This is a genomic window from Kitasatospora sp. NPDC030952 (assembly GCF_055571335.1).
The window spans coordinates 330,912-343,009 of the sequence record NZ_JBVIFM010000005.1; the positions used below are offsets into that span (position 1 = coordinate 330,912).

Annotated in this window: 8 protein-coding genes; 2 read left to right on the forward strand and 6 right to left on the reverse strand. The window is 73.8% G+C overall.

Annotation, left to right across the window (positions count from 1 at the left end; all coding sequences use genetic code 11):
* Positions 1–84 precede the first annotated feature (84 nt).
* A complete protein-coding gene (locus ACZ47G_RS13225; protein ID WP_465741962.1) occupies positions 85–849 on the forward strand; it encodes a hypothetical protein in 765 nt (254 codons plus the stop codon).
* An 80-nt stretch (positions 850–929) separates the two neighbouring features.
* On the opposite strand, the gene obgE is transcribed toward ACZ47G_RS13225, so the two are convergent.
* From obgE to ACZ47G_RS13255, 6 genes are all read right to left on the reverse strand, one after another.
* Positions 930–2,405: a GTPase ObgE gene (gene obgE / locus ACZ47G_RS13230; RefSeq protein ID WP_380461843.1), complete on the reverse strand. Its 1,476-nt coding sequence runs from the start codon at positions 2,403–2,405 to the stop codon at positions 930–932.
* 120 nt (positions 2,406–2,525) lie between these two features.
* Complete coding sequence (rpmA, locus tag ACZ47G_RS13235) at positions 2,526–2,783, reverse strand: 50S ribosomal protein L27 (protein WP_030233756.1); 258 nt, start codon at positions 2,781–2,783, stop codon at positions 2,526–2,528.
* A 14-nt stretch (positions 2,784–2,797) separates the two neighbouring features.
* Entirely contained in the window at positions 2,798–3,115 is a 318-nt protein-coding gene (gene rplU, locus ACZ47G_RS13240) for a 50S ribosomal protein L21 (protein ID WP_188307842.1), read from the reverse strand.
* A gap of 231 nt (positions 3,116–3,346) precedes the next feature.
* Positions 3,347–6,901, reverse strand: a complete 3,555-nt coding sequence (locus ACZ47G_RS13245) for an Rne/Rng family ribonuclease (protein ID WP_465741965.1) — start codon at positions 6,899–6,901, stop codon at positions 3,347–3,349.
* 435 nt (positions 6,902–7,336) lie between these two features.
* Positions 7,337–8,098 (reverse strand): TIGR03936 family radical SAM-associated protein, encoded by a 762-nt coding sequence (locus tag ACZ47G_RS13250; protein ID WP_465741967.1) that lies wholly within the window; start codon positions 8,096–8,098, stop codon positions 7,337–7,339.
* Positions 8,099–8,319: 221 nt separating this feature from the next.
* Positions 8,320–10,248 carry a TIGR03960 family B12-binding radical SAM protein gene (locus ACZ47G_RS13255; protein ID WP_465741969.1) on the reverse strand — a complete coding sequence of 643 codons (1,929 nt, stop codon included), beginning with the start codon at positions 10,246–10,248 and terminating at the stop codon, positions 8,320–8,322.
* Positions 10,249–10,697: 449 nt separating this feature from the next.
* On the opposite strand from ACZ47G_RS13255, the gene ACZ47G_RS13260 reads away from it, so the two are divergent.
* Positions 10,698–12,005 carry a M14 family zinc carboxypeptidase gene (locus tag ACZ47G_RS13260; RefSeq protein WP_465741971.1) on the forward strand — a complete coding sequence of 436 codons (1,308 nt, stop codon included), beginning with the start codon at positions 10,698–10,700 and terminating at the stop codon, positions 12,003–12,005.
* The last annotated feature ends 93 nt before the right edge of the window (positions 12,006–12,098 follow it).

Below are 12,098 nucleotides of genomic sequence, written 5' to 3' on the forward strand. Positions count from 1 at the left end.
CGACCTTCCTGTGACACGGGGGCGGCACCGCGCTGGGCAGACCGGCAACGGGTTCGCGGTCGCGCGCCAGGAGAAAAGCACACCATGCGTTCGCACACCACGAAGCTGACCGTCGCCGCCCTGGCGGCGGCCACCGCCCTCTCGCTCGCCGCGTGCGGCCCGGACAACTCGGACTCCCCGACCGGCAAGGGCGGCGCCACCGGAGCGGCTCCGGCCCAGACCGGCGCGGCCACCGGCGGTGCGGCCGGCGGTTCGACCGCCGCCCCGTCGGGCGCGGCCACCGGCGGTGCCACCGCGGGCGGTGCGGCCACCGGCGGCGCCGCGACCGGTGGCGCCGGTACGGCCGGTTCGGCGGGCGGCGGCGCCGGTGGCGCGGCCGGCGGCAAGGTCCCGCAGGCCGCCACCGCGGTGAAGGTCGGTCAGCCGGCCACCGTCGACTTCGCCGACAAGACCTCCAACGTCTCCACCAAGCTGCAGATCACCGTCACCGGCATCGAGGTCGGCTCGCTGCAGGACCTCACCGCCGCCAAGGTCCCGACCACCGGCCTGGACGGCCGCACCCCGGTCTACGTCAGCTACACCGTCAAGAACCTCGGCGACGCCAGCCTGTCCTTCACCGCCCCGGACTCGAAGTTCGTCCTCTTCGACGCCGCCGGCAACAAGGGCCTGCCCGTCCTGAACGCCACCAACCCGCTGCCCAAGTGCACCGGGGCGAAGTTCCAGGGCGTCGCCAAGGGCGCCGAGACCAAGGGCTGCGACATCATCTCGATCACCGGCACCAGCCCGGTCGCGGTCGGCTACACGGACCTGAACGACCTGCTCAAGCTCCAGGCCTCCTGGTCGAAGTGACGCCGCGTCACCCCTGAGCACGGGAAAGGCCCCCGCCACCGGTCGAGGTGGCGGGGGCCTTTCCGGAGACCGACCGGACCCTACTGGTCCTCGTCGTCCTCGATGGCGGCCTGCCGGCCGCCGGAGAGCGCCTCGAAGGCGAGGAACTCGGCCTCGGCCGCGTCCCGGCCCTTCTGCTTCTCGCGCCGGCGGTCGACGGCCGGGCGCTGGGTCTCCATCCGGTGGTCCTCACCGCGGCGGCCGAGCATCTCGGCGCCGGCGGCCATGGTCGGCTCCCAGTCGAAGACGACGGCGTTCTCCTCCGGGCCGATGATGACGGTGTCGCCCTCGTGCGCCCCGATCTTCCACAGCCGGTCCTCGATGCCGAGGCGGGCCAGCCGGTCGGCGAGGTAGCCGACGGCCTCGTCGTTGCTGAAGTCGGTCTGGCGGACCCAGCGCTCCGGCTTGACGCCGCGGATGCGGTAGGCGCCGTCCTCCTCCTCGATGGTGAAGCCCTCGTCGTCCACGGCGGTGGGCCGCAGCACGATCCGGGTGGACTCCTCCACCGGCTTGGCGGCGCGCGCCTCGGCGACGATCTTCGCCACCGCGAAGCTCAGCTCGCGCAGGCCCTTGCGGGAGGCGGCGGAGACCTCGAACACCTGGAAGCCGCGCTCCTCCAGCGAGGCGCGGGTCAGGTCGGCGATGTCCTGGCCGTCCGGGACGTCGACCTTGTTGAGCGCGACCAGGCGCGGCCGGTCCTCCAGGCCGCCGTACTCGGCGAGCTCGGCCTCGATGGTCTCCAGGTCGCTCAGCGGGTCGCGGCCGGGCTCCAGGGTGGCGCAGTCCAGCACGTGCACCAGCACCGAGCAGCGCTCGACGTGCCGCAGGAACTCCAGGCCCAGGCCGCGGCCCTGGCTGGCGCCGGGGATCAGGCCGGGCACGTCGGCGATGGTGTAGACGGTGTCGCCGGCGGTGACCACGCCGAGGTTGGGGATCAGGGTGGTGAACGGGTAGTCCGCGATCTTCGGCTTGGCGGCGGAGAGCACCGAGATCAGCGAGGACTTGCCGGCGCTCGGGTAGCCGACCAGGGCCACGTCGGCGACGGACTTGAGCTCCATCACGATGTCGCGGGCGTCGCCCGGCTCGCCGAGCAGCGCGAAGCCGGGGGCCTTGCGGCGGGCCGAGGCGAGCGCGGCGTTGCCGAGGCCGCCGCGGCCGCCCTGGGCGGCGACGAAGCTGGTGCCGTGGCCGACCAGGTCGGCGAGCACGTTGCCCTTGCGGTCCAGCACCACGGTGCCGTCCGGCACCAGCAGGACGAGGTCGTCGCCGTCGGCGCCGGTCCGGTGGCCGCCCGCGCCGGGCTTGCCGTTGGTGGCCTTGCGCTTGGGAGAGTGGTGGTACTCGAGCAGGGTGGTGACCTGCGCGTCCACGGTGAGGATGACACTGCCGCCCTCCCCGCCGTTGCCGCCGTCCGGCCCGCCGAGCGGCTTGAACTTCTCCCGGTGCACGGAGGCGCAGCCGTGGCCCCCGTTACCCGCGGCGACGTGGAGTTCGACGCGGTCCACGAAGGTGGTCATGAGGTGTGCCTCCAGTGCGGATTTGTCTGCTTGCTGTCTGCGTAAAGCCGAAGGGTGGACCGGAACATTCCGGCCCACCCTTCAGTGTGAGTCTGGAGAGACTCGAGAGTCCGCGGGGACTCAGGCCTCGACGGCCACGATGTTGACGACCTTGCGGCCGCGACGGTTGCCGAACTGCACCGCACCGGCGGTCAGCGCGAACAGGGTGTCGTCGCCACCACGGCCGACACCGGCACCCGGGTGGAAGTGGGTGCCACGCTGGCGGACGATGATCTCGCCGGCGGAGACGACCTGGCCACCGAAGCGCTTCACGCCGAGGCGCTGGGCGTTCGAGTCACGGCCGTTACGAGTAGAGCTTGCGCCCTTCTTGTGTGCCATTTTCCGCTATCCCCTTACTTGCTGACCGAGTCGATGCTGGTGATGCGCACCGCGGTGTGCTTCTGACGGTGACCCTGACGACGGCGGTAACCGGTCTTGTTCTTGTAGCGCAGGATGACGATCTTGTCGCCCTTGGTCTGGTCGACCACCTCGGCGTGAGCCTTCACGCCGGCCAGGACCCACGGGTCGGAGGTGACGGCTTCACCGTCGACGACCAGGATGGTCGAGAGCTCCACCGAGTCACCCGGCTTGGCCTCGATACGGTCGATCTCCAGCACGTCGCCGACGGCGACCTTGTGCTGGCGGCCGCCTGCGCGAACGATCGCGTACATGCGGTACCTACTTTCCCAACTCGGTCGGAACTCCCGACGCCAGCCGCCTGGGTACGGACACAGGAGCCTCTCCCCGTTCGCCCCGCGCTGGGCGCGGTGCTCTCGGGAAGGTGATGTGCTCGGGAGCGCGGCGTAGACACGCCGAAGGTCAAGAATACGGACCGGCCGCCCCGGGGGCAAACCGGCCCGTACGGCCCGGGGCGGGAAGGACTCCCGCCCCGGGCGCGGGCACTACTCGGCCGCCGTATCACCCTCGGCGGCCGCGGCCTTCTTGGCCGCCGCGCTCGTCCGCTTGGTCGCGGTCTTGCGGGCGGTGGTCTTCTTGGCCGCCGTGGTGGTCTTCTTGGCGGCGGTCTTCTTCGCGGCGGTCTTGCGGGCGGCCCGCTTCTTGGGGGCCGGGGCCTCCTCGGCGGACTCCTCCTCCACCGCGGGGGCCTCCGCGGCCTCCACGACGGCGGGCTCGGCGGCGGCCTCGGGCGCCGCCTCCGCGGCGACCTCGACGACGGCCTCCGCGGTCTCGACGGCCGGAGCGGCGGCGGCCAGGGCCGCCTCCAGGGCCGCGTCGGCCTTCGCCTGCAGCACCACGATCTCGGCGGCCTGCGGCGCACCCGCCGGAGCCGTCGCCTTGCGCACCGCGCGGCGGCGCGGACGGCCGGCCGGAGCGGCGGCGGGGGCCTCGGCCACCGGCGCCTCGACCACGGCGGTCTCGGCCGCCGGGGCCTCCTCCGTCACCTCGACGCCCGGGACCTCCAGGGCCAGCTGGCCCTCGATCTCCTCGCGCACCGGCTCGGCCGGCTCCACGTCGGCCTCGGCGAAGGCCTCGGCCACCGTCGACCCGGCCTCGACGGCCTGCGGCTCCTCGTGGCCCGCGCCGCCCTTGCCCCGGCGACGGCGCTTGCCGCTGCCGACCTCGACGGCGGTGGCCGCCGAGGTGTGGACGTGGGCGCTCGGCTGCTCCATGTGGACGATCACACCGCGGCCGTTGCAGTGCACGCAGGCCTCGGAGAAGGACTCCAGCAGGCCCTGGCCGACCCGCTTGCGGGTCATCTGGACCAGGCCCAGCGAGGTGACCTCGGCCACCTGGTGCTTGGTCCGGTCCCGGCCCAGGCACTCCAGCAGCCGACGCAGCACCAGGTCGCGGTTGGACTCCAGGACCATGTCGATGAAGTCGATCACGATGATGCCGCCGAGGTCGCGCAGCCGCAGCTGGCGCACGATCTCCTCTGCCGCCTCGATGTTGTTCCGGGTGACCGTCTCCTCCAGGTTGCCGCCCTGGCCGACGAACTTCCCGGTGTTGACGTCGACGACGACCATCGCCTCGGTGCGGTCGATCACCAGCGAACCGCCGCTGGGCAGCCAGACCTTGCGGTCCAGCGCCTTCATCAGCTGCTCGTCGATCCGGTAGGTGGCGAACACGTCCACCTCGGAGGTCCACCGCTGGAGCCGCTCGGCGAGGTCCGGGGCCACGTTGGAGACGTACTCGTGGATGGTCGTCCACGCCTCGTCGCCGGAGACGATGACCTTGGTGAAGTCCTCGTTGAAGATGTCGCGGACGACCCGGACGGTCATGTCCGGCTCGCCGTACAGCAGCGCCGGGGCGTTGCCGGTCGCGGCCTTCTTCTGGATGTCCTCCCACTGCTGCTGGAGGCGCTGGACGTCGCGGGTCAGCTCCTCCTCGGAGGCGCCCTCGGCGGCGGTGCGCACGATGACGCCCGCGTCGTCCGGGACGATCTTCTTCAGGATCTGCTTCAGCCGGGCGCGCTCGTTCTCGGGCAGCTTGCGCGAGATGCCGGTCATCGAGCCCTCGGGCACGTACACCAGGTAGCGGCCGGGCAGCGAGATCTGGCTGGTCAGGCGGGCGCCCTTGTGGCCGATCGGGTCCTTGGAGACCTGCACCAGCACGGACTGGCCGGACTTCAGCACCGACTCGATCCGGCGCGGGCCGCCGTGGCCCAGCGCGCCGAAGTTGACCTCACCGGCGTACAGCACCGCGTTGCGGCCCTTGCCGATGTCGACGAAGGCGGCCTCCATCGACGGCAGCACGTTCTGGACCTTGCCCAGGTAGACGTTGCCGACGTACGAGGTGGCCTGCTCCTTGTTGACGTAGTGCTCGACCAGCACGCCGTCCTCGAGCACACCGATCTGGGTGCGCTGGCCGTTCTGGCGCACCACCATGACGCGCTCGACCGACTCCCGGCGGGCCAGGAACTCGGCCTCGGTGATGATCGGCACCCGGCGGCGGCCCAGCTCGCGACCCTCGCGGCGGCGCTGCTTCTTCGCCTCCAGACGGGTCGAGCCCTTGATGGACTGCACCTCGTCCGGGTCGAAGGACGGCTCGGTGGAGCGGCGGCGCGGCTCGCGCACCTTCACCACCGTGCGGACGCCGTCCTCGGTGGTCTCGGCGGTCTCGACGGCGCCGGCCTCACCGCTGCGGCGGCGACGGCGGCGGCGACGGCGGGACGAGGACAGGCCGGAGGCCAGGTCGTCCTCGTCCTCGTCCTCCTCCTCGGCGAGGTGGGCCGGCTCCTCGACGACGGCGACGGGCTGCTCGGTCTCGGCGGCCTCGAACTCCTCGGCCTCACCACGGCGACGACGGCGGCCGCCCCGACGGCGACGGCGCGACGGACGGCCGTCCTCCCACTCGTCCTCGGTCTCCGGACCGGCGGCGGGGGCCTCCACGGCGGGCGTCTCGACGACCGGGGCCTCCACCACGGGGGCCTTGGCGGCGGCCTTCGCGGGGGCGGCCTTGGCGGGGGCAGCCTTGGCAGGTGCCTTGGCCGGCGCCTCGGCGGCCGCCCTGCGGCGGCCCGGCTCGACCCGGGTGCGGACCCGGCGACGGCGGCCGACGCCGCTGTACTCGTACTCGTCCTCTTCCGAGCGCTCGGCGGCGGCCGGGGCCTCGACCGGCACCGGGGCCGGAGCCGCGGCGGCGGCGGCCGGCTGCTGCGGCGCGGCGGGCGCGACGTAGGGGGCGGGCTCCTGGAAGACCGGGGCCTGGAACACCGCGGTGGCCGGGCGGACCGCACGGCGGCGCACCCGGTGGTGCGGCTCGGCCTCGGCGACCGGCGCGGGCGCGGCGGCGGGAGCCTCGGCGGCGGCCTCGACGGCCTCCTCCGCGACGGGCTCCTCCTCGACGGCGGGCTCCTCGGCCACCGGCTCCTCGACCGGGGCCTCGACCACCGGCGCGGCCTCGACCACGCGACGGCGGCGGGGGCGGCGCGCCGGAGCGGCCGGGGCCTCCTCGGCCACCGGCTCGGCGACGGGGGCCGCGACCGGGGCGGCGGTCTCGACCGCGGGCTCCTCGGCGGCGACGGTCTCGACGGGCGCCTCGACGGGCGCCTCGGCCCGCTTGCGGGTACGGCGGGCCCGAACGGGCTTCTCCGCCTTCTCCTCGGCCTTGGTCTCTTCGGCCTTGGTCTGCGTGGCCTTGGTCTGCGCGGCCTTGCTCTCCGCCGCCTCGGCCTCCGGAGCGGTGACCACGATCGCGGTCTCCTCCGGAGCACCGGCCGGAGCCTCGGCCCGCTTGCGGGTCCGGCGGGCCCGGACCGGCTTCTCGGCGGCCGGGGCCGCCTCGGCGGCAGGCGCCTCGGCCGGGGTGACCGTCGTCTCAACCGGGACGACCGTCTCGGCCGCCTCGGTGGCCGCCCCCTGCGGGGTGCCCGCCGGGCGGGACACCGCCCGGCGACGACGGCGCGGCGGCGCGGCGGACGCGCCCTCACCACCGGTCGCGGCGGTTTCGTTCTGTTCCGTGGCCGCGTTCTGCTGCGGATCGGTGTTATCGAGCATGCGGGTGGATCTCCCGTCAGGCCCCCGGGCTCCGCATCCGGGCACGGCGCGGCACCAGTGGGCGGCCGGCATCGCGACGATGCTCGGGCCGGACCCTTTGACGGTGCCGCCGCGCGGACGCGAGGCCGCACAGGGGCTCGTAGTCTCGCTCGGCGCCCCGCGTGGCGCGGGGTGTCGAAAGTCTTCTGGTCTGACCAGTCTTCTGTGGTTTTCCCAAGCTGAGCCGTCCCCCAACCCCGGGTGGCTCCCGGACGGGGTCCCGGGCCCATCGACCGTCCTGGTCGACGGGCCCCGAGTGGCCGGCCTGTGCTGCGACGACGCTCGCTCCCCTGGGGAGCCGCGGGAACCCTGGAGGACCGTCGGATCCAGTGAGGCACTGGACCCGGCCTCCGCCCACTAGGCGGACGCGGTAGCGTGCGGCCCGGCGGCCGTTTCTCAGCCTGCCGGGGCCGCAGCGCGGTCGAGCGCCAGCGGGTCGGTCACCGTGCCGGACTCCTCGTCGAGCGGCCCCTGCGCCAGCCTGGTCACCTCTGCGGGGACCGGCGGCGCCAGGTCGGCCGTCGCACGGAGACCGGACAATACGTCGTCGGGTCGTACGGCGGGTGTCGCGTGTCGTACTACCAGGCGCAGTATCGCACAGGGACGGCCGGTCCGAACATCGCGGTCGATTCCGGCCGCCGTGTCCGCACCACCGTCGACCTGCGGCTCGACGGCTTCGAGCGCCGCCACCGCACCGCGCGCGTCGAAGACCCGCACGCCGTTCTTGGTCCGGCGCTCGACCTCGACCTTCTCCTCGGCGAGGAACTTCCGGACCGCCCGCACCGCCTCGTCCGGCTCCACGCCGTCCAGGCGCATCAGCCACTCGGAGGCCTCCAGGCGCTCCACGAAGTTCGGCGTCCGGACCTCGACCGCGTCGATCACGTCCAGGCCGGGCGGCAGCGAGCCGTCCAGCTGCGCCCGCAGCTCCTCCGGGTCACGCGCGGCGGCCAGCCCGATCTCCAGGTACTCCGCCTCGCTCGCGACCCCGGTCGGGGCGGCGTTCGCGTAGGAGACCTTCGGGTGCGGGGTGAAGCCGGCCGAGTAGGCCATCGGAACGGCGGACCGGCGCAGGGCGCGCTCGAAGGCGCGCTGGAAGTCACGGTGGCTGGTGAAGCGGAGCCGGCCGCGCTTGGTGTAGCGGAGACGAATCCGCTGCACCGTCGGCGCGGGCGGCGGACCGTCGGGCGTACGGCGTGCCAGGGTCGCTCAGTCCTTAGTCAGTTCTCCCCGTCCGGCGCGGCGCAAACCCGCCACTGTCCGGACGCTGTCACCTCAAAGGGTACGCGCCCCGCCACCCCCCTCGCTCCGCCCCTGGTCAGCCGCCCACGACCGACCCCCGCCCGGAACACTCCGGACGGGGGTCGAAGGACGTACGCCGCCTACTTGTTGACGACCGTCAACGGCAGCAGCTTCTTGCCGGTGGGGCCGATCTGGATGGCCGTGTCCATCTGCGGGCACACGCCGCAGTCGAAGCACGGCGTCCAGCGGCAGTCGTCGACCTCGACCTCCTCCAGGGCGTCCTGCCAGTCCTCCCACAGCCAGTCCTTGTCGAGGCCGCTGTCCAGGTGGTCCCAGGGCAGCACCTCCTCGTAGGAGCGCTCGCGGGTGGTGTACCAGTCGACGTCGACGCCGGTGCCGGCCAGGCCCTTCTCGGCGGAGGCCATCCAGCGGTCGTACGAGAAGTACTCGCGCCAGCCGTCGAAGCGGCCGCCGTCCTCGTAGACGGCGCGGATGACGGCGCCGATCCGGCGGTCGCCGCGGGAGAGCAGGCCCTCGACGATGCCGGGCTTGCCGTCGTGGTAGCGGTAGCCGATGTTCTTGCCGTACTTGCGGTCGCCGCGGATGGAGTCGCGCAGCTTGGCGAGGCGGGCATCGGTGGCCTCGGCGGACAGCTGCGGGGCCCACTGGAACGGGGTGTGCGGCTTGGGCACGAACCCGCCGATGGAGACGGTGCAGCGGATGTCGTTCTGGCCGGTGACCTCGCGGCCCTTCTGGATGACGTTCTTCGCCATCTCGCCGATCTGGAGCACGTCCTCGTCGGTCTCGGTGGGCAGGCCGCACATGAAGTACAGCTTCACCTGGCGCCAGCCGTTGCCGTAGGCGGTGGCGACGGTGCGGATCAGGTCCTCCTCCGACACCATCTTGTTGATCACCTTGCGCATGCGCTCGCTACCGCCCTCGGGGGCGAAGGTGAGGCCCGAGCGGCGTCCGTTGCGGGACAGCTCGTTGGCGAGGTCGATGTTGAAGGCGTCGACGCGGGTGGACGGCAGCGACAGGCCGATCTTGTCCTCGGTGTAGCGGTCGGCCAGGCCCTTGGCGATGTCGCCGATCTCGGTGTGGTCGGCGCTGGACAGCGACAGCAGGCCGACCTCCTCGAAGCCGGTCGCCTTGAGCCCGCGCTCGACCATCTCGCCGATGCCGGTGATGCTTCGCTCCCGCACGGGGCGCGTGATCATGCCGGCCTGGCAGAAGCGGCAGCCGCGGGTGCAGCCGCGGAAGATCTCCACGGACATCCGCTCGTGGACGGTCTCCGCGAGCGGGACGAGCGGCTGCTTGGGGTACGGCCACTCGTCGAGGTCCATCACGGTGTGCTTGGACACCCGCCACGGCACGCCCGGGGCGTTCGGCACGACGCGGCCGATCCGGCCGTCGGCCAGGTACTCCACGTCGTAGAACTTCGGCACGTACACCCCGCCGGTGCGCGCCAGGCGCAGCAGCAGTTCGTCGCGCCCGCCCGGGCGGCCCTCGGCCTTCCAGGCGCGGATGATCTCGGTGATGTCGAGGACGGCCTGCTCGCCGTCGCCGATCACCGCGCAGTCGAGGAAGTCCGCGATCGGCTCGGGGTTGAAGGCCGCGTGGCCGCCGGCCAGGACGATCGGGTCCTCGTCGGTGCGGTCCTTGGCCTCCAGCGGGATGCCGGCCAGGTCGAGCGCGGTCAGCATGTTGGTGTAGCCGAGCTCGGTGGAGAACGACAGCCCGAACACGTCGAAGGCCTTGACCGGGCGGTGGGCGTCCACCGTGAACTGCGGGACGCCCTGCTCGCGCATCAGCGCCTCGAGGTCCGGCCAGACGCTGTAGGTGCGCTCGGCGAGCACGCCCTCGCGCTCGTTCAGCACCTCGTAGAGGATCATGACGCCCTGGTTGGGGAGCCCGACCTCGTAGGCGTCGGGGTACATCAGCGCCCAACGGACGTCGCAGGCGTCCCAGTCCTTGACGGTCGAGTTGAGCTCGCCGCCGACGTACTGGATCGGCTTCTGGACGTGCGGGAGGAGGGCCTCCAGGCGTGGGAAGACCGATTCGACAGTCATGTACTAGGAACCCTTACGACGTGATTCGGTGCCGCGATCCGGCACGGGAGGGGTGACCCTCAAGGGTAGCCCAATCCGGGGAACGGCCCGTCCGGGCCGGTCCCCGCCCGTGCGCCCCGGCGCGATCCGCGCCCGCCGGTGACCGCCCCGGCACGCGCGGTGCGCGCCCGCCGCCCGGCGCCGTCCGCCGTTGACACGCCCGGAGGGCCCGTGCGGTACTGACAGGGCCCTGCTCAAGGCCCTGCACCCCTTCCCGAGACGGGAGTTGGGTCGTACGCTCGGCCAACGCCGACTCCCCCCGGCGGCCCGCTCACCCCAGCACGCCCTCCCCCGTCCCCGCGCGGCCCCCTCCCCCGGCCCCGCAGAGCCCGTCCCCGGTCCGCAGGCCGCGTCCGGCGGCGCGGCATGCCCGCGCCCCGGCGGCCGTACGACCGGTCGCAAGGAGAACCATGACCGACACCGGTCGGCGGGTCCGGCCCCTGACCCTGCGGACCCCCGACGCCCGGCCGGCCCGCTACCCCACCCCGGCCCAGGCCGAGTGCGCGGCCCGGCGGCTCGCCCTGCGCCACCCCGACCGCTGCCGGCTGCGCGAGGTGGGCCGCTCCCGGGCCGGCCGCCCGCTGCTGCTGCTCTCGGTGGACCGCGGGCCGCGCGCCGCCCTGGTGGTCGGCGGCCCGCACCCGAACGAGCCGATCGGCACCGCCGCCGCCGTCCGGCTGGCCGAGGTGCTGCTGGAGCGCCCCGCCCGGCCGGGCCTGTCCTGGCACCTGCTGCTGTGCCTGGACCCGGACGGCGCCGCGCTCAACGCCGGCTGGCTGGACGGCCCGCTCACCATGCGCCGCCACTACGAGCACTTCTTCCGCCCCGCCTTCGAGGAGCAGCCCGAGCTGCTGCCCGCCCCGGGTTCCGGCCGCCGGCCGATGCCGGAGAGCCTGGCGCTGACCGGGCTGATCGACGAGCTGCGCCCCTTCCTGCAGTGCTCGCTGCACGGGGTGGACTTCGGGGGCGCCTTCGTCCAGCTGACCGGCCCGGTGCGCGGTCTGGCCGAGCGCTTCGCCCGCTCCGCCGAGCGGGCCGGCATCCCGCTCGACGTGGACTCCTACGACGCCATCGGCTGGTCCAGCCCCGCCCCCGGCACCTATCTGATGCCGGCGCCCGGCGGAGCCGGTGCCTCCCGGGCGCTGCCGGACGAGCCGGAGCTGTCCACCTGGTCGTACGCGGCCCGGCACGGCGCGGTGACCGCCGTCCTGGAGGTCCCGATGTGGGCCGTGGACACGGTCGGCGACGGCCGCACCCACCCGGCGGGGCCGCGGGCCGTCGGCGAGGCCGCCCGCGACCTCACCCGCCGCACCGAGCAGCTCACCGCGCTGCTCGCCCGCGTTCCGGCGCAGGCCCGGGAGGCGTACGGCCCGCTGGTGCGCACCGTCGAGTTCAACCTGGCAGTGGCGCCGCGGGTGGCCGCCGAGTGGCTGGAGCTGTGGTGCCCCGGTCCGGTGAGCGCCTCCCGGGCGACCACCACCGGGCTGGTCGCGGCCCGGCTGCCGCTGCGGGTCGCCTCGATCCTGCTGCGGCTGCTCGCCGACGTCCGCGGCCCGGCGGCGGAGGCCGCCCGCGAGCGCGCCCGCGCCGTGGTCACGGACAGCCTGGAGCGGCTGCGCCACCGCTTCGGCGCCCGCTGGGTGCCGGTCCAGGAGCAGCTCGCCCACCAGACCCGGGCGGTCCTCACCGCCGCCGACTGCCTGCTTCAGCCTGCCTGACGCTCCGTCAAGCCCCCAGTGCCGCACGACAGAAGGACCGGCCCGGGAGTCCCCGGACCGGCCCTTTCCTGTCCTGCCCTGTCCTGTCCGGCC

Bases quoted from the DNA above. Each gene is read 5' to 3' on its own strand.
- ACZ47G_RS13225 (WP_465741962.1), top strand. From the start codon at position 85: ATGCGTTCGCACACCACGAAGCTGACCGTCGCCGCCCTGGCGGCGGCC.
- obgE (WP_380461843.1), bottom strand. From the start codon at position 2,405: ATGACCACCTTCGTGGACCGCGTCGAACTCCACGTCGCCGCGGGTAAC.
- rpmA (WP_030233756.1), bottom strand. From the start codon at position 2,783: ATGGCACACAAGAAGGGCGCAAGCTCTACTCGTAACGGCCGTGACTCG.
- rplU (WP_188307842.1), bottom strand. From the start codon at position 3,115: ATGTACGCGATCGTTCGCGCAGGCGGCCGCCAGCACAAGGTCGCCGTC.
- ACZ47G_RS13245 (WP_465741965.1), bottom strand. From the start codon at position 6,901: ATGCTCGATAACACCGATCCGCAGCAGAACGCGGCCACGGAACAGAAC.
- ACZ47G_RS13255 (WP_465741969.1), bottom strand. From the start codon at position 10,248: ATGACTGTCGAATCGGTCTTCCCACGCCTGGAGGCCCTCCTCCCGCAC.
- ACZ47G_RS13260 (WP_465741971.1), top strand. From the start codon at position 10,698: ATGACCGACACCGGTCGGCGGGTCCGGCCCCTGACCCTGCGGACCCCC.